Consider the following 21,164-nt stretch of genomic DNA (forward strand, 5'->3'; position numbering starts at 1 on the left):
CTTACAAAAATGTAAGGTAATTTGTAAGACAAATCGATAGTTGCATAGTAGTGTTTTGGATAAACTATAAGTGTAAGGTAAAAGGCAAGCATATTTTAGGTAAATTAAGTTTTAGGCACTCTATATGTGAAAAAGGAGCAGGAGGGCATGGAGAAACGTTGGACGACCTTTTCTTTTTTAGCGACTAGTAACACCGTAATGCTAGCTGGAGAAATGGATTTTTTGCATATGTTTGATCGAGAAGACGATCATTCTTCTTCTAAGTTTACAATGAAATGGAGTAAATGGAGCGATAGTTGTAAATCGGAAGAAGAGGCCCCTAACGAAAGGCAAAAAATTATTTTAACAAACCCTATTAAAGCATGGGTTGTTCAACGTCGTAAGTGTAACGTCAAAAATCACTTCAAGAAAACTGAGCCGAGACAATTAGTTATCACTCCGGCCCTTTCTACTTCTAAATCACGCGAAAGTAACAAATAAATATCGAGACACACACCCGAAAAAACATCGTATATATTGCGATGTTTTTTTATTTTTCTACAATGAAATCTTTTAAAAAAATATATTTCATCTGCATCTTATATTTATATCTGTTGTTTATTCTAGTGATACATCCGATGCGAAGTGATGTGAATAAAGTATAAGGAGAGAATGAAGATGAAAAAGAGACTATTACCAATTTGTGCAATGGCACTTTTAACAGTAGGTTATTCTTCGGTAGCGAGTGCTTCAACTGGAACACTGACAAAGGAAGAAGCAGCGCAAGTGCAGTCTGATGTAGCTAAAAAGGAAGAAGCAATTAAGGCACAGCAAAAAAATGATGCAGAGAAAAAGCAAGCGGCGCAAGTACAAGAAAAAAGTGATATGGCTAAAAAAGAGGAAGCAATAAAAGCCGAGAAAAAGAGTGAAGAAGAGAAAAAGAGAATAGCACAAGAACAGTTAAAAAGTGATATGGCCAAAAAAGAAGAAGCGATAAAAGCCGGGCAAAAAAATGATGTAGCCAAAAAAGAAGTAGCGAAGCCAGTTGTACAAGGTGAAAAATTACCAAACACAGCATCAAGCAATGTAGCAATGATGGCATTAAGCGCCTGTCTTGTCGCAATAGGTACATTATTTGGATTGAATCGTCGCAATAAGGTTAAAGCGTAAATAAAATATTAGCCTATAAAGAATGGGATAATTTCACATATTAAAAATGGTAGGTCACTCCTACCATTTTTTGCATGGAGGGATGAAACATGAAGCTACTCAATTATATCGGTATTATATTAATGGCTATAGGGCTATTTATGGGATCATATTATGCGGTGGAATGGTATAAAGGAAAAAGCTCCGCTCAAGAATTAACAAAAGAAGAAATAAAGAGCCTTAAAAATATACAAGATAATCAGCTTTCTAATGAAAAACCAGTAACTTCCCACGTGCCTTCTACTCAAATACAATATAAAGAAGGAGAAAAAGTAGCCATGTTGCATATTCCAAAAATAAAGAAGAAGTTTTCTATATATTGGGGAGCAAGCGATGCAACTTTAAAAAAAGGAGTCGGTATGTTTGTTAGTGATTTAACGACAACGCCATCTGGTGGAGGACATACTGTATTAAGTGGGCACAGGGATACTGTATTCACAGAATTAGGAGACCTGAAAGAGAAAGACAGTCTTTTGGTGGAGTATGACAATAAAATTTACACATATGAAATTCAAAAGAAGTGGATTACACATGCGGATGATCGCACTGTCATTGTGAAAAAAGAAGAACCGACTTTGACACTGACGACTTGCTATCCATTTGATTATATAGGGGATGCACCAGATAGATATATTATTGAGGCGAAATTAACTGCTAGTTATTCAAAATAAAATTCTAGTTCCTGAAAGGGAGAGGAGGGTACATAAGTTATGTCAAAAAAGGTTTTAATTGTTGAAGATGAAGAGATTTTACGTGAAATATTAAAAGATTATTTTTTGAGTGAACAATATATAGTGTTTGAAGCGAGAGATGGGAAAGAAGCTTTAGTTTTATTTGAAGAAGAAGAGGTTGATTTAGTTATACTCGATATTATGTTACCAGAACTAGATGGGTGGTCTGTTTGCCGAAGAATTCGTAAGACGTCCCAAGTTCCGATTATTATGCTGACGGCACGTGTTGATGAAGATGATACGCTACTTGGTTTTGAACTTGGAGCAGATGATTATGTGACGAAGCCGTATAGCCCGCCTATTTTATTAGCAAGAGCGAAACGATTATTAGAAAGTAGAAAAGCATCAAAGAAACCTTTAGAGAACGAAGATGATACGTTATCAATCCATGGCATCCACGTCCATTTTCCGTCACGTACTGTTACTGTTGATAAGGCAGATGTTAGTTTAACGCATACGGAGTTTGAAATATTAGTGTATTTCATGAAAAACCAAGGAATTGTACTAACAAGGGAACAATTAATTTCAAGAATTTGGGGATATGAATTTGCTGGCGATGATCGAACGGTGAATAGCCATATTCGTAATTTAAGAAATAAATTAGGAGAGAAAGCAAAGTATATTACAACTGTAGTACGAACTGGTTATAAATTTGAGGGGAATATATGAGAAAAGGGATTGTACTAAAATTATTTACTCTTACAACAGCATTATGCATGCTAATTTTAGCGACGATTTTTATTGGGCAAACGATATTTTTTAAACAATATTATGCGAATCGAAAAGTGGAAAATATTAAAGTGAACTTAGATTCCTTTAAAAATAACTATTTAAATAATGCAGGAAATGCAGAAGGAATTCAGAAACTGGAGCAAGACTTTTTAAGAGAAAATAATACGTGGATTACGACATTAGATAAGAACGGGAATTTAAAACATGCAGATGATTTTTATTTTGAAGTAACGATAGATCGTAGGCAACAGAAGAGCTTTGGACAACAAATATTCAAGATTCCCTTAGGTAATCTCGTTAATATAGAGGAGATTGATAATAAATTATCAGAGCAGTTTTTAGGACAAGAAATTTATTTTTCTGGAGTGAGAAAAGAAGATAGTTTTATTCCGTTCTCTTTTTCTTTAGCTAAGCAGAATTTAAGCGGATCTAATAAACCGCTAGAAAAAGCATTTAATGAGAAAATGAAATTAGATGAGGAGAAAAGGAGCGCAGCTAGGGAGCAACTTGTTAAGGAAAAGAGGCCGGCCGTCCAGGAACAAGCTGCCGAAGAACCAAATGTTTATATAGGGGGGCGTGTTACGAAAGTACAGTTCCCAGATGTAAACGGGCCTGTGAATCCAATTTATAAAAATGGCATCTTCTTAGATAACATAAAAGAATTTCAAACTGATTTATTATTAAAAGAGAACAAACACATACAATATACAACACAAACAATGGACTATGAAAAAAATGATATAAAATATAAATTATTAATTAAACCAATAACAGATAAAGACGGATCAGTGACATATATATATGCAATGGCATCTTTGCAACCAGTCGATGAGGCTGTACAAATGGTGCAAGATTATTACATTTACATTATTGCGTTTGTAGTCGTTCTTATATTTCTAGCTTCGTTCTATTACTCAAAACAAATTGCAAAACCATTACTAGTAATAAATGATACAACGAAGAAAATAGCTCATTTAGATTTCACAGAAAAAATACCGATTACTTCAAAAGATGAGATTGGTGATTTATCACAAAATATTAATACACTATCTAATAAACTACATTCACATATTGGACAGCTTGAACAAGATATTGAGAAGGAAAGAAAATTAGAAAATACGAGAAAAGAATTTATTTCAGGTGTTTCACATGAATTAAAAACACCGTTAAGTATTATGAAAAGCTGTATTTCTATTTTAAAAGATGGGGTAGCGGAGCATAAAAAAGAGTACTATTTTCAAGCGATGGAGCGAGAAGTAGACAAGATGGATACTTTAATTTTGGATATGCTTGAGTTAGCAAAATTTGAGTCCGGCACATATAAAATGAAAAAAGATTCATTTTATATTGATACAGTAATTGAAGACATATGCGAACAGCTTTCCGTGGAGATAGAGAAAAAAGAACTTCATGTTCATAAAAATATATGTTCAGTTGAAGTAATTGCAAATCAAAATCGTATTGAACAAGTCATCGTGAACTTCATTACGAATGCAATACGTTATACACCAAATAAAGAAGATATTATTATTTCCACAATAGACGAGACGAATCATATAAAAGTGTGTATTGAAAATAAAGGTGCTCACATTGAAGAAGAACAATTAGATAAAATTTGGGAGCGTTTTTATAGAGTGGATGCAGCTCGCCAGCGTTCACAAGGTGGAACGGGGCTTGGGCTGGCCATTTCTAAAAATATTTTAGAATTGCACGATGCTGAATATGGGGCAAAGAATACAGAAGATGGTGTGTTATTTTACTTCTATTTACCGAAAAAAGCGTAGATGATACAATCTACGCTTTTTTAATTTAATTTCATATTATCTTTACTTAATCTTTATTTTTAAGCGATATAATCGGGTTAGAAAAAGAGGTTATGTAAGGAGTAGATTAGCCGTGAATAGCAATTTACTAGGTGTGATGGTATTTATTTTTCTTTGTGCTTTTATTGTATTTATTATTGATATTACTCATTGAGAGCTTTGATAAAAAAAGAGCGCTAATTAAGCGCCCTTTTTTTGTGAATTCATTTGATAAGCACCAATGCTTTTGAATAAGCGTGGTGAAGTTGTAAATAAAAGAATTAGTAACACAGTACATAATATGAAAGAACCGATCATTGTACTGCCGTTTACAATTAATGAATATAAAACAGCTGATTGTCCTTTCGGCGCGTATTGTCCCCAAAAAATAATACCAGCAATAAAGTGACAGAAATAACGTGCAAAGCTACCGATAAATGTCGCAAGGATAATATATACGAGTGCTTTTTTTCCATTGTTTTGTTTTGATGTAGGTTTATCTTTGCGACTGCCAAAACTTGAATGTTCTGCATTACTGTTGTTTGAAGCAAGAGCTTTTTGAATTGGACGATAGAATAATCCAGCAAAGCCGATAAATGCAAAGGCTATGAAGTATTCAATGAATGCTTGCACTGGCGTTAAAATGTAAGCATCACCTACGACAATTTGTAAAAGTCCCCAAATTAACCCTCCTAAGAAAGCCATTTTGAAGCCCCAGCGGTATGCGATAATAAAAATAGGAATCATAGCAAATGAAATGGAACCGCCTGTTGGAAGTTTAATTGATAATGGTAAAATATCGATAATCAAGGCGAAGGCTGCAAGAATTGCAGATTCGATCATCGCTTGTAAATTGGTGTTACGCATGTTGTCTCCCCCTAAATCCAAGTTACACAAAAAAGAATAGATATCATAGGAGGATACGAAATACGTAAATAAAAAAGAGGTATGTATTTCGGACGTTTGCACAATCCCTGCGTTAGCATTAACTAACAGGTTCGAAGGGTCGGAACGAAGTGTTCCCTCTCAGCGGCAAGGCTCCCCCTGTGATAACGAGATTCTTTATTTGCTATTGTTTATTGTAAGCGAAATGGATGAGAATGGCAAATGAACCTTGTATGACAATAATTGAAATATAATTGTATTGAAATGTTAATAAATATGAAGCAAAAAGATATAGTCCAAATGAAATAGAGTATGATATAATTTTCTTGAAAATAATTATCATTCTCTTCTGAGGGGGAAGGTTATGAGCTTAGTAGATATTAAAATTGGTGAGAAAGTGTTAGTACAAAGTATTCAGTCGCTAGATAATTTACTAAAGAGAAGACTGGCTGCTTTCGGTCTCGCGGAAGGAAGCGAACTTCGCCTGAAACAGAAAGCGATGTTTAAAGGTCCTTGTACATTGGAGTGTCGTGGACAGCTAATTAGTATTCGTCATTGTGACGCGAAAATGATAAAGGTGGAATTAGCGTGAATAAGGTTGCTTTGCTAGGGAATCCGAATACAGGGAAAACATCATTATTTAATGCGCTCACTGGTTCTTATGAATATGTAGGGAACTGGAGCGGTGTAACAGTAGAAAAGAAGGTTGGTAAATTAAAAGGTAAGCAAGGAACATTAATTGATTTACCAGGCGTTTATGATTTAAATCCAGTTTCACGTGATGAAGGTGTCGTTACGAATTTTCTACTAACAGACGAATTTCATCATATGTTAAATATAGTGGATTCTTCGCAATTTGAGCGAAATATGCATTTAACATTACAATTACTTGAATTTGGTAAGCCAGTTTCAATTGGTTTAAATATGATTGATGTGGCAAAGCAAAGAGGAATTGTTATTGATGTAAAACGATTATCAGAAATATTAGGTGTAACAGTCGTTCCTGTCGTTGCAAGAAGCGGAAAAGGCTGTGAAGAATTACTTGCTACTCTTCATGAAGAGAAACAAAAAGAGAAAAAGCCATTCGTTATTTCATATGGTGTACAAATGGATGAAGGAATCGGAGAGGTAATCGCTCTTTTAGAGACAGCGAATTATGAGCATCCAAGATGGTTAGCCCTTCAATTTTTAAGCAATAACGAAGTAGTAGAAAAAGAAATGAAAGCATTACCAATTTATAAGGAACTTATAGCCATTCGATCTCGTTTAGAAGGAAAACTTGATTGTACGTTGGAGGAACATATTTACAAGACTCGTGAAGCGTATATTGAAAAGTTAAAAACAAATGTCATTCAGCATGAGAAAGAAGGAAAAATTCCTTTTTCGGAAACAATCGATAAGTTAATTACACATAAAATTTTAGGACTTCCAATCTTTTTAGCAGTTATGTTTTTTATTTTTCAAGTTACGTTTACGTGGATTGGTACACCTTTATCTGATATGCTTGATGGATTTTTTGGCGGGCAACTTACTGATTGGGTTACAGCTGGTCTCGCAAGTGTTGGGGCTTCTGACTTTATTCAAGCGCTCGTTACAGAAGGTATTATTGCCGGTGTTGGTGCGGTATTAGTATTCGTTCCACAAATCTTTGCACTATTCTTCTTTATTTCATTATTAGAAGACTCAGGATATATGGCGCGAATTGCAGTTGTTATGGATAGAATTATGGAGTTTTTCGGCTTAAACGGAAAAGCATTTATCCCGATGATTATCGGCTTTGGATGTAACGTTCCAGGTATTATGGCAGCGAGAACGATTGAACAGGAGAAAGAACGTTTACTTACAATTTTAGTAACACCATTTATGTCTTGTTCAGCACGTTTACCTGTATATGCATTATTTGCGGGAGTTTTCTTCCCTCATAGTCAGGCGACTGTTGTATTTTCTTTATATGTTGCAGGTATTGTTCTTGCGTTACTCGTTACAAAAATTATGTCTCTTACAATTTTAAAAGCGGAAAAGTCAATTTTTGTAATTGAACTACCTCCTTACCGTGTGCCACAAGCGAAAACACTATGGCTGAGCACGTGGGAGAAAGGTAAAGGATTTGTTCGTAAAGCAGGTACATTTATCTTCGGTGGTTCTGTTGTCATTTGGTTATTAAATTATGCAGGTCCATCAGGATTTGGTGTTGATATGGGAGACAGTTTCTTAGCGATGATTGGTGGTTTTATCGCTCCACTATTCGCACCGCTCGGCTTTGGAACTTGGCAAGCTGGGGCATCCCTTTTAACAGGATTTTTGGCAAAAGAAGTTGTCGTTTCAACAATGGCGATTATTTATGCGGTTAAAGAAGATGTGCTAGGAAATGTAATGGGAGCGCATTATACTGCTTTATCAGCGTACGCATTTATGTTCTTTGTTTTATTATATGTTCCGTGCTTAGCGACAGTAGCTGTTATTAGACGTGAAACAGGATCGGTAAAATGGACAATTTTCTCTGTCGTTTATCCACTTGTTGTTGCTTATGTATTAACGCTCATTATATACCAAGTTGGATCCTTACTCGGATTCTAGAAGGAGATGTATTACAATGATGGTCAATATTATAATTGGAGCTATCATTTTTGGCTATGCAGCATATACGTTAGTTAATTTTGCAAAGAGAAGTAAAAAAGGAAAATGCGCAGCATGTTCTTTAAATAAGTCATGTCAGTCGCAAACTTGTAGTCCAGATATGGAGCAAATTGCTCATAAATAGAAAAAAAGCTTTGCGGATTTCGCAAAGCTTTTTCTATTTATTTTTTAATTGTAACAAGTTGAGCTCCTTCTACACCATTTTTTCCAGGGAATTCTTTACTAGGATCCTTATCGAATTTTAGTACGCCTACAGATTTTTCTTCACCTTTTACATTTCCGTAAGTTGCATCGTCAACGATTGCGAACATATCAGCATATGCGCGGCCACTTCCGATAATTGTGTTACCTTCATAGCTTAATTTTGCCCCATCAAGTGTAGCATTTTCTACCTTCTCTTTTGCAAATAGTACGCCTTGCTCTGCTGTTACAGCTGGTAATTTATCAATTGCTTTTGTGTCGTCATTTTTATCAACTTTTCTAAGTAGTTCTTTCTTAACAAGTTCTTCGCCAGTTTTCTTATCCATTACAAGAACCTTTTTATCTTCAAGTGTTGTAAGTTTCATTTTATACATATCTTTTTCTTTTACTTCTTTTTTATTTTTATCCGCAATTTGCTGAACTTGCTCTTCTGTTCCGTATAATACAAAGCCGTTCGCTTTTTCTCCTAATAAAGAACAACCTGATAATGCTCCAAATGAAATTGCTGCTGCCAATCCGATTCCTACTAATTTTTTCATGATGATTTCTCCTTTTATATGTTTTATAGTAAATACCGTTTCTGTATTAGTCCTGAAATTATGAGAAGCTTTTTTGTTATTCCGTTGCTTCTGGTATTAGTGTATAAGAAATATGGAGATGCAACTATCGAGTTAGCTTACAGTAACATTACAATGATGTAATTTAGTGAAAGTATGTAAAAATAAGTTAATTTCGAGAAAAGAAATAATAAGAATATAGTAGGAATACAATATTCTATCTAGAATGTCATATTATATTGGATGTATTTTGGAAATAACATGTAAGGATATCTTAGTTTTGTTATAATAAACACATAGGTTGTAAAAATGAATATTCTTACTGTAAAGGGAGATTTTTAATTTTTCTAAGTAGTAAATTTGAAATATGAGGTATATCATAGGAGGAATTTGAATGTCTGTATTTAAACGATTACGAGATTTAACAATGTCAAATGTGTATTCATTAATTGAAAAAGCTGAGGATCCAGTTAAGATGACGGATCAATATTTACGTGATATGCAAGCGGATGTACAAGAAGCTGAGAAAAGTGTAGCTGCTCAAATCGCACTTGAGAAAAAGTTCAAGTTATTATTCGAAGAGCAAGAAGCACTTGTGAAAAAACGTGAAGAGCAGGCACATATGGCTGTTCAAGCTAGTAACTTAGATCTTGCGCGTCGTGCTCTTGAAGAAAAACAAAATGCAGAGCAAAAGATGAATGAATATAAAGCGAGCTATGAACAAAATAAAGCTGCTGCTGATAACCTTCGTGCGAAGCTAGAAGAAATGCGTAAGCAATTAACAGAGCTGAAAAATAAACGTGAAACACTTGTAGCACGTGTAAATGCAGCGAAAGCACAAAAGAATATTAATCAGGCGATGTCTGGATTTGATGCAAATACAGCAAAAGCTGGTTTAAGCCGTATGGAAGAGAAAGCTCTTCAATTAGAGGCTGAGGCAGAAGCGAGCGGTGAAATTTACAAAAAAGAAAAATCATTAGATGATGAATTCGCAAGCTTAAACAAAAATTCTGCTGTTGACGATGAATTAGCTCGTATTATGAAGCAGTATGAGAAATAATATAGAATAGAGACAAATGGACCGACATGTCTAAATATATTCATGTCGGTTTTCTATTATATTTTAGAGGAGGTTTTGCAATGACATGGATGAATGTGTTAGCTATGCTCGTATGGACAGGGGCGAGTGCGGTACTTTTATTTGCAATTATGTGGGTTGATTCGATTTTTACAAAATACAATGATTTAAAAGAAATAAAAAATGGGAACACAGCTGTGACAACACGTTTCGTTATGAAGCTATTCGCTCAAGGATACATCTTGTCACAATCAATAACGAAAGCGAATGATTTATGGCAAGCGCTTCTTGCCTCAGCAGTTTCATTCGTTATTTTATTAATTGTAGAAATGTTTATTGAATTTGTTTTAAGAAAAATGGTAGGTCTTGATTTAGAAGAAGGAACGAAAGAAGGCAGCGTAGCACATGCGATGTTAGCTGGTTCATTACATATCGTTGGTGCACTTATTTTAGGTGCTTGTTTATAAAGAAAAAAGGAGGGGTAGATTGTGAGCTTATTTAAACGTATTAAAAATATAATGAAAAGCCCGGAGCAACCGAAACCAGAAAAGAGTCTTTTAACGTTAGCTCCTGGCGATATGATTGAAGTTTCGTTAGTAATGTACGAATTGATTGGGAAAACGAGCATGCATTCTCGTAAGGAGATTGTTTTAACCCTGCAGGACGGGAAAGACATTCGCTATTTAAAAATTGAAGACCGTGAAAATACGTATTACAAATTATATACACCAATTGACGGTCGTTTAGATTCAATCGATGAAATTCCGACGACAATTGAAATGGATGATACAGAGTACCATATGGAAGAGCAATATAATGGACGTGTTGTTGTAATGGGGAAAACACCATTCGCTGCTTCGGAGGAACAGTACGTATGGGAATTCCAGTCTGATAATCGTAAATTATTGCGTATTGAATGGCAAAATGGTCGCACAATGATGTATGAGGGAGAAACAATTATTCCTGCTGATGTACAAATCATAAGAGCAACATAAGGGGGGCGTAATCATGTCAAACCGATTGTTTACCATGATTAAATCGTTCGTAATCCCTATACTTGCTATCGTTACATTACTTGTTATTGCGGGTTATGCTTTATCAGGCTGTCAAAGTGGTCAAGCGAAGTCAATTCAAGACCGCTATCCGCTTGAGTCTGTCGCAAAGGAAGGTAAACAAGAATCTTACGTGTATAGGGCCGCCAATCGGTCAGTTCCTGAAGTCGCAAAGGAGCTCATAGCCGAAAGGAAACCGAAGCAAGCATCTAAAGAAGACGAAAATCAAATGTTCCTCGTTTATTCTGATAAAATGTATAATCTTCAAAAGGATAAAGAGAAGCCATCTGATACGTTAATTGAAATAAGTAATGAAGAATTTGTCCGTCAAAATTACCAACCATCCTTCTTACAAGGATATATTATGGGGAGTATAATAAACGATATATTCGGTTCACGAAAATCATCATATGGTGATTATCGCGGATATAACGACAGACAAAATCATAAACCGGTTATTCCGGAAAGACCACCTACGAAAGAAGAAAAGAAAACCCCGCCTCCAATTACGAAGGAAGGGAAAGGATCGATTATTAAGCGAGGCGATAATGTTGATTCGAAACCATCAGTAGGTGATACAGGTAGTATTACGGAAAAAGGAAGTAATACCCCGCCACCGTCTACTGGAAGCAAAGGGACAATCACGAAAACGCCAGGTGGCTCGAGTGGATCTGATGTGAAGCCGAAATCATCCATTAAAACTCCGCCAAAGAATACGTCTCCCCCGAAAACGAGGGTTGGCGGCTCAGGAAAAATTACGAAAAGAAGATAATGTAGGGACCGAGAAGCAGAATTTGCTTTTCGGTCTTTTTATTATGGAAATTAATTCTTTATAACTGGTGCAATTAATATATAAGGAGGGATTAGTATGACTATGTATAAAAGGTTTAGTGCAATTATGTTCCTCGTATTAGTTGTAAGTCTGTTTATTAGTACAACGATGGGATTTCACTTTGTAGTAGGTATTTTATGGATAGTATGTACATGTACTCTATTTCTGTGTATTCCGCTTCGTTTTCAACATGAAGTGACCGCCTTTCAAAAATACGTAAAATGGATTAAGAGTGGAGGAAGATGGGGGTAGTAAAATTATATCAGCGATTATTGGGATATATCGACTTACCGACAAAAACTGAAAACACTAGCAACCTAATAATAAAACGAGGCTGTTCCAAATTTTCTTTTGGAACAGCCTCGTTTGTTATAACTATTAATGAATATCATGTTTCTTGAAATTACCGCCTTTTACTTCTGCTACGTCATAAACTGTAATAAAGGCATTTGGATCAATTTCCTGAATAAGTTCTTTCATTTTACTTTCTTCTAAACGGTTAATTACACAAGAAATTTCTTTGAATTTCTCTCTTGAATAACCACCATAAACTTCATTGTATGTTGCGCTTCGGCCTAAACGATCGCGAATCGTTTCCACCATTAGCTCAGGCTCTTTTGTAATGATTTTAAATGTTTTTGATCCACTTAAACCAACCTCAACAATATGAATTACTTTAGAAGCGATAAAGTAAGCAATTGCCGAAAGGATAGCTCCTTGAAGACCAAATACTGTTGAAACAAAAATAAAGACAAACATATTTAAGAATAAAATAAGGTCACTTGTTCCAAAAGGTAATTTACGAGAAAGTAATACTGCTAGCATATCGATTCCATCTAATGCACCACCGTTACGTAATGCAAGTCCCATACCAAAACCGATAACAATACCACCAACAACAGTAACTAAAAGTGTGTCGCCTTCAATAATGGTTGGTATTCCGTGCATGACAACGGTACCTACTGCTAATGAAGCAATCCCGATAATGGAATAAATTGCAAAGCTTTTACCAATTTGCTTATATCCTAACCAAACGAAAGGAATGTTAATAACTGCGATTAGAGCTCCTAATGGCAATCCAAATAATCTTGAACTAACGATACTTAAACCAGTCACACCACCGTCTGATACGTTATTTGGAATTAAGACAGCTTCTAATCCGTACGCTGTGATAAATGCCCCAATAATAATCATCAAAGCTTTTGAAGCAATCTTCAGCTTATTGGGCTTACTCTTGATCATTTTTTTCATATAATTTCCTCGTTTCAAACTAGTTTCTTTTTCTTGCATGTTTGTTAATCAGTTCGACTCATGCCTAACAACCATTTTAACATTATATTTGAAAAAATTCTCCTTTAATGGGTGTATACAGGGAATATTATCAACATATTACTATGTAAATAATTCTGAAGTTCATGCAAGGGTATTTTTCAAAATGATGGGGCTATTAGGAAAATATAATACTCATTACAGCTAGGAATAAAGAGAATCCTAGAATAGTTCCACACACTTTCATATGTCGTTTACGCCCCATAACGACGATCGCAACATATTCGCGAATCATTGCGTTAGGCCAGTAATAAAATGCTGTTTTTGAGCCGATTCCTTGGCTATTAAGACCGGCTTGTCTCGCATATATACCAGCGCGGAAAAGATGGAAATTGTTCGTTGTAAAGATGCTTTTATACTTACCTTCAGGTTTTAATGAATCCATAATTTCTTTAGAAAACAACATATTTTGATATGTGTTTACAGAGCGATTTTCTTGAACCGTATGTTCAAGAGGAATACCTTTTTCAACAGCATACTTTTGCATCGCTTCTGCTTCTGGAAGATTTTCATCTGGACCTTGTCCACCAGAAAAAATGATTGTTGGTGGTGTAGTAATAGCTACTTGTTTCCAGTAAAAGTCGATTGCTTTATTAATACGACTTGCTAGAAGAGGAGGTACTTTATCATTAATTAAGCCACTGCCAAGAACGATGATAAAATCTTGATTACGTCGTGGTCTATTAAATTGGTATAAAAAATATGCTGTTAAGAAATTGGATAAATGTATAAAGAAATATACGGTTATAAGAGAAATACCAGCAAAAATAGGTTGGAAATGCGGTGAAAATAAGCTCGTTGGATTTATGATAGGGAGTAGTATAAATAATAAAATCCCTAGAGCTGCAATTAAAGTTAAAGAGTTTGTGAAGCGTCTGCCTTCTCGCTTCATTAAAATCCTTGCATTAAGAAATAACCCAAACATTAAAGCGACAATACCAAAAGGTATCATTAGGATAAGTGCTATCATAGGAAGAATTACAATGAAATGCAAATTGTTATTGCCGTATTCAAAAGATGCAATAACACAAAATATAAGAAATGAGCAGAAAAAGGCATTAAATAAAAAGCCATTTATTATTTTTCGTGGATCTTTTAAATAAGAGAAAAGAAAAATAATAAACAATATAAGAGGAATAATTCCGAAATACATAAATGTTGTACACCTCAATCTTTATAATGTTTTTATAGCACCTTTAATATTACATGATATTGAAGTTATTAATGATAAAAATAACGATTCGGAATTTTCTCAATAAATAATATAGATAAATATGATAAAATATATTCAAAGCGATATATTAAAAGTAAAATGGTTGAGAAGGCACTCTGTAGAGTGTCTTTTTTCTTTTGGGTATGTAATTATGCATATTGTGTTTATTTTCAGGGAAAGAGGATTAAAATATAAGTTGTGGATACATGCTATAAAGCAGAATTTTATATAAACATTTACCTCTACTCTTTTTGTATCTAACAATCTTGTAACAATTAATGATTCTGTTTTCTAGTGTGTGTTTACGAAAAGTGGGATGGGCTGTATATAAACAGGGGAAAGAGCGTCTTTTTGAAAGGCGCCTTTTTGCTATTTAGTGCAGATAGTTATCACCATTAAAATAGTGGAAAACATCTATACTAAACATTGGCAATCTTCCGTATAAAGATTATCAATTTACTATATATTCCATCAGTAGTAAGCTACATATGAAAGGCTTTCTTTTTCAAAATATTACCCCTAATAAATTTTTGAAAAAGTCAACTGTCTCCATACTAGCTATTCATGATTAGAGAAAAAGCACTCTTCTGGGTGCTTTTTCTCATATAAATAAGCTATTTTTATAGGCATTGTTCATACACTGAAAGTAACGAAATGAAAGTAGGTGACAAAATGCCAGCTGTTGTTGAAGGAGTTATTATTGAAAACTGTAACGGAACAGTTAATTTAGGTGATAAATATAATGTGCAGCCAATTGAAAAAACGAAAGCGTATAATGGATCGGGGTCATCAAATACTGGATTTAATGTGAGAACATTTAATGGTATTAGTACAGCGGATGTAAGTGATAGCGATGTGTATGACCAAGTAATTCAATCTACGTTATAACTTTTATATGTAAAATTGCATAAAGTGATGTGTTTGCCCTGTGATACAATTTAGCTGTGAGCTGTTAGTGATTCTTCTTTATCATAGTTGTTAGATTAGAAATGTAACATCTTATCGAAAATCATACGTATAAGAAAAAAGACACTTCGCTTGAAGTGTCTTTTTTCATCTTAGTGATACCCTTTAGCAGAGTCTTTATGAATTTTATTTTTAAATATGCTGTAGCTCCAAAGTTGATATCCAATAACGATTGGTACCATGACCATTGCAACGAAGAACATAATTTTTAAGTTTAATTGACTACCTGCTGCGTTGTATAACGTTGTGCTATAAGCGTCGTTAATACGTGATGGTAACATTCTTGGGAACATACCTGCAAAGCCAGTTGTCATAAACATTGCGATTGTTAAGCAAACGAATGTGAATGCAAGGCCGATTTTATGTTTGTACACCATAATAAGTGCTAGTACACTCATTAACATTGCAAGTACTGGAAGAATGAATAGTACAGGATATTCCGTAAAGTTTTGGAATAAATTTGTGCGATTTGCAGTTGCTACATAGAAAATAGCTAAAATGATAGCAGCTGCCATTGAAAATGGTCTTGCGATTTTATAAGCACGATCGGATACTTCACCAGTTGTTTTAATCATAACCCAAAGGGCACCAGATACGACGAATATAGCGGTGAAGAAAAGACCACCTAAAATGCCGTAATGGTTTAGTAAGCTAAGTAAATTTCCTTCATAACCATCTTTTCCGATTTGTAGTCCGTAATATAGGTTAGCGAATGTAACACCGAATAAGAAGGCGATTAGGAAACTACCAATTGCAAATGCCCATTTACAAGTTTTTTGCCATATTGGTGAATCGTCTTTATGCATAAACTCAAGTCCAGCAGCACGAGCAAATAGTGCAAGTAATACTAAAAATAGTGGTGTATACAGGTAACTAAACATATTTGCATATGTGATTGGGAAGGCAGCGAATGTTGCACCACCAGCTGTAATTAGCCATACTTCATTACCACCCCAGAATGGTCCAATTGCTTCTTGTAATTGATTTCGTTCTTGTCTATCTTTCGCAACGAACGGGAAAATCATCCCGTTACCGAGTGCGTAGCCGTCAAGAATAAAGTAAACTGTCCAAATCACACCCCATAAACCGAACCAGATGATTGCAAGCATATCATGAGACATGAGCCACACCTCCCTCAGTATTATGTTCTTCTAATGCAGCTGGTCCTTTTTTCGCGAACTTCAGCATTAAGTATACGTCTGCAATTAAGAGTAAAGTGTAGAACAATATTAAACTAATTAATGAGAACCAAATTTGTGGAACTGATATAGGTGATACAGATTCTGCTGTACGCATCAATTTATATACTGTCCATGGTTGACGACCTACTTCAGCAACAATCCAACCAGCGTTAATTGCGATATATGGAAGTAAGACAGACCACATTGTAATTTTTAAATAACGTTTTGAGTTTTCTAGTTTTCCTTTTCGGTTTAAATAGAAACCGAACCAAGTTAATGCCATAAAGAACATGCCAAGTGCAACCATTAAGCGGAAGCTATAGTACACGAGGTTAACGTTTGGACGATCTTCTTTCGGAATATCTTTTAAACCAACAATTTCTCCATCAAATGAGTTTGTATAGAAGAAACTTCCGAGTTTTGGAATTGTAAGCAGTTCAAAGTTTTTTTCACTTTTCACATCAGGAATTTGAATGATTGAGAAGCCTTGTCCTTTTCCAGTTTCCCAAACAGCCTCCATCGCAGCTCCTTTTGCTGGTTGATACTTAGCTGCTGATACACCGGATTGATGCCCCATAAAAGGTGTAATAGTTGCAGCGAATAACCCTAGCATTAAACCAAACTTAAATGATTTTTTGAAGAATTCCACTTCATTTTTACGTAGTAAGTGATAGGCGCTAATTGCCATAACGAAGAAAGCACCAACAATATAACAACCAATTACAGTATGGAAGAACATATTCCATGCATATGGATTTGTAACAAGAGCCCAGAAGTCATTTAATTCAGCGCGGCCGTTACGTACTACGTAACCAACAGGATTTTGCATAAATCCGTTTGCCGTAATAATCCAAAGGGCAGAAATGTTTGTTCCAAGTGCAACCATCCACATACAGAAAGCACGGAACTTTGGTGAGATTTTGTCTTTACCGAATAACCATATTCCCATGAAAGTAGATTCTAAGAAGAAGGCAACGAGTGCTTCGATTGCGAGAGGTGATCCGAAAATATCTCCCATATATTTGGAATACTCAGACCAGTTTGTTCCAAATTGGAATTCCATCGTAATCCCAGTTATAATCCCCATTACGAAGTTAATTGTAAATAGTTTTCCCCAGAAATTTGCCATTTTGCGGTATGTTGGATTCAATGTGCGGGCGTATTGAGTCTCCATACATGCTACTAAAATAACAAGTCCGATTGTCAAAGGTACAAATAAAAAGTGATAAAAAATAGTAATTGCAAATTGAAAACGACTCAGTAACAGAACGTCGGACATAATAAATATTCACTCCTTTTTACATTATCTACAGTTAGTTTATAGTGAAAATAGGGGGGGAGTATGTGTGACTTGTTACAAAGCTGTGTGTATATTTTGAAAGAATTATGTCGGTTATCTGAAAATATATTGTTTTTATAATAAGACAATATCCTTTTTGAGTTTTTCATATTTTGGTACACTATTTATGTAGTGTAAATGAGAGAAAAGAGGGTTTTTTACTATGAAGTCATTAGAAGAGATTTTGCAGTACAATGAAAAATTCGTTGAAGAGAAGAAATATGAAGAGTTTGTAGCTGGGAAATTTCCAAATAAAAGAATGGTAATTATCTCTTGTATGGATACACGTCTTGTTGAACTATTACCGAAAGCAATGAATATGCGTAACGGTGATGTAAAAATTATTAAAGTAGCAGGCGCTGTTATTTCTCATCCATTCGGAAGTATTATGCGTAGTATTTTAGTTGCTGTATATGAGCTTGGTGCTGACGAAGTATGTGTTGTTGGTCATCACGATTGTGGTATGGCAAAAATTCAAGCAAGCAGCACAATCGAAAAAATGAAAGAACGCGGTGTAACAGAAGAAAAGTTAGATACGCTTCGTTATTCTGGAATCGATTTAGAAAAATTCTTGCGAGGATTCTCTAGTGTAGAAGAAAGTGTAGAACATAGTGTATCAGTACTTCGCAACCATCCGTTACTACCTGAAGAAGTACCTGTTCACGGTCTTGTTATTCACCCTGATACAGGAAAATTAGATTTAGTTGTGAATGGCTACGAAGCTTAAGAATTTACATTGTCATCCTTTTTATCTGGGACAGGATCAAATCCTCCTGGATGGAAAGGGTGACATTTTAATATACGCTTACATGTAAGCCAAAATCCTTTGAGTGCACCATGTTTTTGAAACGCTTCTAATCCATAATGAGAACAAGTCGGATGAAAGCGACATGTTGGTGGCGTCATTGGAGAAATGAACTTCTGATAAAAGCGTATAATACCGATAAAAATCTGTTTCATAATGGTCTCCTTTTCAGCATAGTCTTAAAGTATTATAGCACGACCATACATAATTCTTTACTAATGTCGATTTCCGTTATATCATATTGGATATAACGGAATTAAATTAAAAGCGGGAGAGATGTTGTATGCCATCAGTAGAAAGCTTTGAATTAGACCATACGATTGTAAAGGCGCCTTATGTAAGACATTGCGGAGTTCACAATGTAGGTAGTGACGGTATTGTAAATAAATTTGATATTCGTTTTTGCCAACCGAATAAACAAGCGATGAAGCCAGATGTTATTCATACGTTAGAGCATTTATTAGCATTTAATTTACGTAAACATATTGATCGTTATCCGCATTTTGATATTATCGACATTTCACCAATGGGCTGCCAAACAGGATACTATCTTGTTGTAAGCGGGACACCAACAGTTCGTGAAATCATTGATTTATTAGAACTAACATTAAAAGACGCGGTTCAAATTACAGAAATTCCAGCTGCAAATGAAACGCAGTGTGGCCAAGCGAAGCTTCACGACTTAGAAGGAGCGAAACGCTTAATGAATTTCTGGTTAAGCCAAGATAAAGATGAACTTGAGAAAGTATTTGGATAAAAGAAAAACTGCCTGTGAAAGGGCAGTTTTTTATTTTTCCTCTGTCGATAATTCCTATTTCCGTTAAACGAACGCACCTGTAGCCAAAATGAAAAATATAATTGGGCAAGAATATTGATGTGAGTTTATTGGAAAGCGAAATGAAAATAGCATTTGACATAACACCTTTAGGTGTTATAATAAAAAACGAAACCAAATGGTGTTATTTTTAGTTTTTTTAGGAGGTAAAAGGAATGGACAAGCAAGGACAAGAAATGTTTTTAAATTTTATTTTACAAAGAGTTCAAGAAGATAAGCAGAATGAAGCAAAAGCAATACTTATAGAAAACTTCAAGAAACAAGATGAAGGTGCGTTCTCAAAAGAGGATATTGAACAATTTATACCTAAAATGATTAGTCTACTAAAACCAGAAAAATTAGAGGAAGTAAAAGCTGTAGTAAAACAGTTTTCTGGAAATTACGGTAATTAATAAGAAGAAACAATCTAAACATAATGTTTTCTAATAAGCTGTACACTCCATATTCTTTTAAACCTTGAAGTCAAAAGGGAGGATATGAAGCACGTTATATGCTTAAACAAGAACCATTAGTTACTATACAAAGTTGGCTGTACTATTAGAAGGATAAGCTATCTGCTCTAAGAACGTCTGTAGAGGAAGATAACAATTAGTTATAAGAGAACCGAATTTGTGTTGTTTAACACTTATTGGTTCTCTTATTTGTTTTGGTCGTATTCTTTCAACTGCCCTGTTCTTCTTTTCTTATGGAAGTATATCAGAAATTCCAGCGAAGAAAGTGATTGTTGCAACGATAAAACAAGAGATAGCTTTCGATTTTTGCTTTTGTTGTATTTCATCAATTCCACAAGGGATAAATATGATGCTTAAAAGGATAAATACGTAGGGGAAAAGAATAGAGATTTGTGCAAAGAGGCTAAATAGAGCAAGAATAAAAGAGATAGCAGCTATTAAGATTCGAAGGTTTGTTAGCGTAGTATCCTCCTTAGAAAAATAGGCCTATGAAAAGAATGGCAAACATAGTGTTATCGAATGAAAATAATCATAATAGCAACGATTAAAGTGAATACGCCAGAAAAGAAGGAGATTGTACTATTTACTTTATTTTGTTTCTGCTTTTCTTCTGCGCTCATGATGAAAGTCATAATAGATAAGGCGATAAACATATAGGGCATCGTAACAAGCGGGTTTGTGAACATTCCATATAGGGCAAGAGAGATGACAGTAAGAGCGGATATAATGCGAAAAGTTTTTAGCATACTATTCCCAACCTTTTTTGTTTTTTAGATTATCCTCAAATTTATTAACTGTTTGTAAAAGCAAAATTGGTGAAAGGTAATAGTCAGAAGGTGATTAAAATTACATGTTACATTTAGCGAAAGTAGGTCGATATTAAAACGAAGAACATAAGACTAGAAACGAAAAAATACGGAATACTCATTGATTTTCGTCCAGATTTCAGTTCATTAATTCCCATAAGAATAAAGAAACAGCTGAAAGTAAATTGTATGTATGGGAGAAGTATGAAATTATCGGTAATAAGAGAATAAGTGCAAAGGGAGAGTATGAAAAGCATGAGAAAAATCCGTAATCCAGTTAGCATTGTACACCGCCTTTAAATAGCCTATTTAACGAAATATTTCTGAGAAACCAATAAATAAAGCAGCTGCTCCTGCTAAAAGGGCAAGTGCACTACCTCCTTTTTGCTGTTTTAATATTTCTTCTATACCAATGATGAAAGCCATAACTCCTAAAAAGATAAACATATAAGGCATAATTTCTCTATTACCAGTAAAAAAGCTATAGATTGCTATAGATAAAGCAATAAGTGATAAAGTAATCCGTAATCCTTTTAGCATAAA

27 protein-coding genes and 1 riboswitch are annotated in these 21,164 nt (G+C 34.7%); of the genes, 17 read left to right on the top strand and 10 right to left on the bottom strand.

The annotated features are described in order from the left end of the window. Positions 1-147: 147 nt before the first annotated feature. The 5 genes from MR109_RS19905 to MR109_RS19925 all read left to right on the top strand — a co-directional run bounded on the left by MR109_RS19905 (position 148) and on the right by MR109_RS19925 (position 4,435). Positions 148-480 carry a hypothetical protein gene (locus MR109_RS19905; RefSeq protein WP_048374396.1) on the top strand — a complete coding sequence of 111 codons (333 nt, stop codon included), beginning with the start codon at positions 148-150 and terminating at the stop codon, positions 478-480. 177 nt (positions 481-657) lie between these two features. Further along, a complete protein-coding gene (locus tag MR109_RS19910; RefSeq protein WP_242273615.1) occupies positions 658-1,149 on the top strand; it encodes an LPXTG cell wall anchor domain-containing protein in 492 nt (163 codons plus the stop codon). A gap of 89 nt (positions 1,150-1,238) precedes the next feature. Next, positions 1,239-1,859, top strand: a complete 621-nt coding sequence (locus MR109_RS19915; protein ID WP_242273616.1) for a class D sortase — start codon at positions 1,239-1,241, stop codon at positions 1,857-1,859. Positions 1,860-1,898: 39 nt separating this feature from the next. Continuing rightward, the gene (locus MR109_RS19920) at positions 1,899-2,588 is read left to right on the top strand and encodes a response regulator transcription factor (RefSeq protein ID WP_242273617.1); all 690 of its coding nucleotides are present in this window, start codon (positions 1,899-1,901) and stop codon (positions 2,586-2,588) included. After that, positions 2,585-4,435: a sensor histidine kinase gene (locus tag MR109_RS19925; protein WP_242273618.1), complete on the top strand. Its 1,851-nt coding sequence runs from the start codon at positions 2,585-2,587 to the stop codon at positions 4,433-4,435. The genes MR109_RS19920 and MR109_RS19925 overlap by 4 nt, the downstream gene beginning before the upstream one ends. A 219-nt stretch (positions 4,436-4,654) precedes the next feature. Here the strand turns inward: MR109_RS19925 and thiT are convergent, their stop codons facing one another. Continuing rightward, a complete protein-coding gene (thiT, locus tag MR109_RS19930; RefSeq protein ID WP_071718164.1) occupies positions 4,655-5,320 on the bottom strand; it encodes an energy-coupled thiamine transporter ThiT in 666 nt (221 codons plus the stop codon). An 86-nt stretch (positions 5,321-5,406) separates the two neighbouring features. Next, a riboswitch (TPP riboswitch) is annotated at positions 5,407-5,508 on the bottom strand. A 194-nt stretch (positions 5,509-5,702) separates the two neighbouring features. On the opposite strand from thiT, the gene MR109_RS19935 reads away from it, so the two are divergent. Genes MR109_RS19935 through MR109_RS19945 form a run of 3 tightly spaced genes read left to right on the top strand, consistent with a single transcriptional unit; the run spans position 5,703 to position 8,099 of the window. Continuing rightward, positions 5,703-5,930 carry a FeoA family protein gene (locus MR109_RS19935; protein WP_025148865.1) on the top strand — a complete coding sequence of 76 codons (228 nt, stop codon included), beginning with the start codon at positions 5,703-5,705 and terminating at the stop codon, positions 5,928-5,930. Beyond that, positions 5,927-7,915 (top strand): ferrous iron transport protein B, encoded by a 1,989-nt coding sequence (gene feoB / locus MR109_RS19940; protein ID WP_025148866.1) that lies wholly within the window; start codon positions 5,927-5,929, stop codon positions 7,913-7,915. The genes MR109_RS19935 and feoB overlap by 4 nt, the downstream gene beginning before the upstream one ends. A 16-nt stretch (positions 7,916-7,931) precedes the next feature. Further along, positions 7,932-8,099: a FeoB-associated Cys-rich membrane protein gene (locus tag MR109_RS19945; protein WP_000989587.1), complete on the top strand. Its 168-nt coding sequence runs from the start codon at positions 7,932-7,934 to the stop codon at positions 8,097-8,099. A 37-nt stretch (positions 8,100-8,136) separates the two neighbouring features. Here MR109_RS19945 and MR109_RS19950 read toward each other — a convergent pair whose 3' ends face one another. Further along, the gene (locus MR109_RS19950) at positions 8,137-8,715 is read right to left on the bottom strand and encodes a lipoprotein BA_5634 family protein (RefSeq protein ID WP_098474973.1); all 579 of its coding nucleotides are present in this window, start codon (positions 8,713-8,715) and stop codon (positions 8,137-8,139) included. Between the two features lie 412 nt (positions 8,716-9,127). On the opposite strand from MR109_RS19950, the gene MR109_RS19955 reads away from it, so the two are divergent. The 5 genes from MR109_RS19955 (at position 9,128) to MR109_RS19975 (ending at position 11,947) form a co-directional block, all read left to right on the top strand. Next, entirely contained in the window at positions 9,128-9,793 is a 666-nt protein-coding gene (locus MR109_RS19955; protein WP_002173920.1) for a PspA/IM30 family protein, read from the top strand. Between the two features lie 80 nt (positions 9,794-9,873). Beyond that, positions 9,874-10,278, top strand: coding sequence for a DUF350 domain-containing protein (locus MR109_RS19960; RefSeq protein ID WP_048374404.1), 405 nt, complete (start codon positions 9,874-9,876; stop codon positions 10,276-10,278). A gap of 21 nt (positions 10,279-10,299) precedes the next feature. Further along, positions 10,300-10,806 carry a DUF4178 domain-containing protein gene (locus MR109_RS19965; RefSeq protein WP_048374405.1) on the top strand — a complete coding sequence of 169 codons (507 nt, stop codon included), beginning with the start codon at positions 10,300-10,302 and terminating at the stop codon, positions 10,804-10,806. Positions 10,807-10,819: 13 nt separating this feature from the next. Beyond that, complete coding sequence (locus MR109_RS19970; RefSeq protein ID WP_025148870.1) at positions 10,820-11,635, top strand: DUF4247 domain-containing protein; 816 nt, start codon at positions 10,820-10,822, stop codon at positions 11,633-11,635. A gap of 96 nt (positions 11,636-11,731) precedes the next feature. Continuing rightward, complete coding sequence (locus MR109_RS19975) at positions 11,732-11,947, top strand: hypothetical protein (protein WP_242273620.1); 216 nt, start codon at positions 11,732-11,734, stop codon at positions 11,945-11,947. Positions 11,948-12,073: 126 nt separating this feature from the next. Here the strand turns inward: MR109_RS19975 and MR109_RS19980 are convergent, their stop codons facing one another. Beyond that, positions 12,074-12,946: a YitT family protein gene (locus MR109_RS19980; RefSeq protein ID WP_098304253.1), complete on the bottom strand. Its 873-nt coding sequence runs from the start codon at positions 12,944-12,946 to the stop codon at positions 12,074-12,076. A 196-nt stretch (positions 12,947-13,142) separates the two neighbouring features. Then, a complete protein-coding gene (locus tag MR109_RS19985) occupies positions 13,143-14,177 on the bottom strand; it encodes a YdcF family protein (protein ID WP_242273621.1) in 1,035 nt (344 codons plus the stop codon). 714 nt (positions 14,178-14,891) lie between these two features. On the opposite strand from MR109_RS19985, the gene MR109_RS19990 reads away from it, so the two are divergent. After that, positions 14,892-15,125 carry a spore germination protein gene (locus MR109_RS19990; protein ID WP_025148874.1) on the top strand — a complete coding sequence of 78 codons (234 nt, stop codon included), beginning with the start codon at positions 14,892-14,894 and terminating at the stop codon, positions 15,123-15,125. Positions 15,126-15,295: 170 nt separating this feature from the next. On the opposite strand, the gene cydB is transcribed toward MR109_RS19990, so the two are convergent. Together cydB and cydA are read right to left on the bottom strand one after the other, a co-directional pair. Continuing rightward, on the bottom strand, positions 15,296-16,324 hold the full coding sequence (cydB, locus tag MR109_RS19995; protein ID WP_025148875.1) for a cytochrome d ubiquinol oxidase subunit II: 1,029 nt from the start codon (positions 16,322-16,324) through the stop codon (positions 15,296-15,298). Then, positions 16,314-17,663 (bottom strand): cytochrome ubiquinol oxidase subunit I, encoded by a 1,350-nt coding sequence (cydA, locus tag MR109_RS20000; protein WP_098474977.1) that lies wholly within the window; start codon positions 17,661-17,663, stop codon positions 16,314-16,316. Before cydA ends, cydB begins: the two co-directional genes overlap by 11 nt. Before the next feature lie 223 nt (positions 17,664-17,886). Here cydA and MR109_RS20005 point away from each other — a divergent pair, with 223 nt between their 5' ends. Beyond that, a complete protein-coding gene (locus MR109_RS20005) occupies positions 17,887-18,450 on the top strand; it encodes a beta-class carbonic anhydrase (protein ID WP_025148877.1) in 564 nt (187 codons plus the stop codon). Here the strand turns inward: MR109_RS20005 and yidD are convergent. Next, the gene (yidD, locus tag MR109_RS20010; protein WP_098474978.1) at positions 18,447-18,683 is read right to left on the bottom strand and encodes a membrane protein insertion efficiency factor YidD; all 237 of its coding nucleotides are present in this window, start codon (positions 18,681-18,683) and stop codon (positions 18,447-18,449) included. The genes MR109_RS20005 and yidD overlap by 4 nt on opposite strands. Before the next feature lie 128 nt (positions 18,684-18,811). Here yidD and luxS point away from each other — a divergent pair, with 128 nt between their 5' ends. After that, on the top strand, positions 18,812-19,285 hold the full coding sequence (gene luxS / locus MR109_RS20015) for an S-ribosylhomocysteine lyase LuxS (protein WP_025148878.1): 474 nt from the start codon (positions 18,812-18,814) through the stop codon (positions 19,283-19,285). Between the two features lie 233 nt (positions 19,286-19,518). Further along, the gene (locus tag MR109_RS20020) at positions 19,519-19,755 is read left to right on the top strand and encodes a hypothetical protein (RefSeq protein WP_098474979.1); all 237 of its coding nucleotides are present in this window, start codon (positions 19,519-19,521) and stop codon (positions 19,753-19,755) included. 291 nt (positions 19,756-20,046) lie between these two features. Here the strand turns inward: MR109_RS20020 and MR109_RS20025 are convergent, their stop codons facing one another. The 3 genes from MR109_RS20025 to MR109_RS20035 all read right to left on the bottom strand — a co-directional run bounded on the left by MR109_RS20025 (position 20,047) and on the right by MR109_RS20035 (position 21,161). Next, positions 20,047-20,259: a DUF3953 domain-containing protein gene (locus MR109_RS20025; protein WP_242273662.1), complete on the bottom strand. Its 213-nt coding sequence runs from the start codon at positions 20,257-20,259 to the stop codon at positions 20,047-20,049. A 68-nt stretch (positions 20,260-20,327) separates the two neighbouring features. After that, on the bottom strand, positions 20,328-20,561 hold the full coding sequence (locus tag MR109_RS20030; protein WP_242273624.1) for a DUF3953 domain-containing protein: 234 nt from the start codon (positions 20,559-20,561) through the stop codon (positions 20,328-20,330). A 369-nt stretch (positions 20,562-20,930) separates the two neighbouring features. Continuing rightward, positions 20,931-21,161, bottom strand: a complete 231-nt coding sequence (locus tag MR109_RS20035) for a DUF3953 domain-containing protein (protein WP_242273625.1) — start codon at positions 21,159-21,161, stop codon at positions 20,931-20,933. Positions 21,162-21,164 lie beyond the last annotated feature (3 nt).

The sequence above is a fragment of the Bacillus cereus group sp. BfR-BA-01310 genome, from assembly GCF_022664325.1.
GTDB lineage: Bacteria > Bacillota > Bacilli > Bacillales > Bacillaceae_G > Bacillus_A > Bacillus_A paramycoides.

Coding starts and splice junctions, on each gene's coding strand:
- MR109_RS20020 (WP_098474979.1), top strand. CDS start 19,519: ATGGACAAGCAAGGACAAGAAATGTTTTTAAATTTTATTTTACAAAGA.
- MR109_RS19990 (WP_025148874.1), top strand. CDS start 14,892: ATGAAAGTAGGTGACAAAATGCCAGCTGTTGTTGAAGGAGTTATTATT.
- MR109_RS19980 (WP_098304253.1), bottom strand. CDS start 12,946: ATGAAAAAAATGATCAAGAGTAAGCCCAATAAGCTGAAGATTGCTTCA.
- MR109_RS19905 (WP_048374396.1), top strand. CDS start 148: ATGGAGAAACGTTGGACGACCTTTTCTTTTTTAGCGACTAGTAACACC.
- MR109_RS19960 (WP_048374404.1), top strand. CDS start 9,874: ATGACATGGATGAATGTGTTAGCTATGCTCGTATGGACAGGGGCGAGT.
- cydB (WP_025148875.1), bottom strand. CDS start 16,324: ATGTCTCATGATATGCTTGCAATCATCTGGTTCGGTTTATGGGGTGTG.
- cydA (WP_098474977.1), bottom strand. CDS start 17,663: ATGTCCGACGTTCTGTTACTGAGTCGTTTTCAATTTGCAATTACTATT.
- MR109_RS19970 (WP_025148870.1), top strand. CDS start 10,820: ATGTCAAACCGATTGTTTACCATGATTAAATCGTTCGTAATCCCTATA.
- MR109_RS20035 (WP_242273625.1), bottom strand. CDS start 21,161: ATGCTAAAAGGATTACGGATTACTTTATCACTTATTGCTTTATCTATA.
- luxS (WP_025148878.1), top strand. CDS start 18,812: ATGCCATCAGTAGAAAGCTTTGAATTAGACCATACGATTGTAAAGGCG.
- MR109_RS19925 (WP_242273618.1), top strand. CDS start 2,585: ATGAGAAAAGGGATTGTACTAAAATTATTTACTCTTACAACAGCATTA.
- MR109_RS19975 (WP_242273620.1), top strand. CDS start 11,732: ATGACTATGTATAAAAGGTTTAGTGCAATTATGTTCCTCGTATTAGTT.
- MR109_RS20030 (WP_242273624.1), bottom strand. CDS start 20,561: ATGCTAAAAACTTTTCGCATTATATCCGCTCTTACTGTCATCTCTCTT.
- MR109_RS19950 (WP_098474973.1), bottom strand. CDS start 8,715: ATGAAAAAATTAGTAGGAATCGGATTGGCAGCAGCAATTTCATTTGGA.
- MR109_RS19945 (WP_000989587.1), top strand. CDS start 7,932: ATGATGGTCAATATTATAATTGGAGCTATCATTTTTGGCTATGCAGCA.
- MR109_RS20005 (WP_025148877.1), top strand. CDS start 17,887: ATGAAGTCATTAGAAGAGATTTTGCAGTACAATGAAAAATTCGTTGAA.
- MR109_RS19920 (WP_242273617.1), top strand. CDS start 1,899: ATGTCAAAAAAGGTTTTAATTGTTGAAGATGAAGAGATTTTACGTGAA.
- MR109_RS19985 (WP_242273621.1), bottom strand. CDS start 14,177: ATGTATTTCGGAATTATTCCTCTTATATTGTTTATTATTTTTCTTTTC.
- MR109_RS19915 (WP_242273616.1), top strand. CDS start 1,239: ATGAAGCTACTCAATTATATCGGTATTATATTAATGGCTATAGGGCTA.
- thiT (WP_071718164.1), bottom strand. CDS start 5,320: ATGCGTAACACCAATTTACAAGCGATGATCGAATCTGCAATTCTTGCA.
- yidD (WP_098474978.1), bottom strand. CDS start 18,683: ATGAAACAGATTTTTATCGGTATTATACGCTTTTATCAGAAGTTCATT.
- MR109_RS19910 (WP_242273615.1), top strand. CDS start 658: ATGAAAAAGAGACTATTACCAATTTGTGCAATGGCACTTTTAACAGTA.
- MR109_RS19935 (WP_025148865.1), top strand. CDS start 5,703: ATGAGCTTAGTAGATATTAAAATTGGTGAGAAAGTGTTAGTACAAAGT.
- MR109_RS19955 (WP_002173920.1), top strand. CDS start 9,128: ATGTCTGTATTTAAACGATTACGAGATTTAACAATGTCAAATGTGTAT.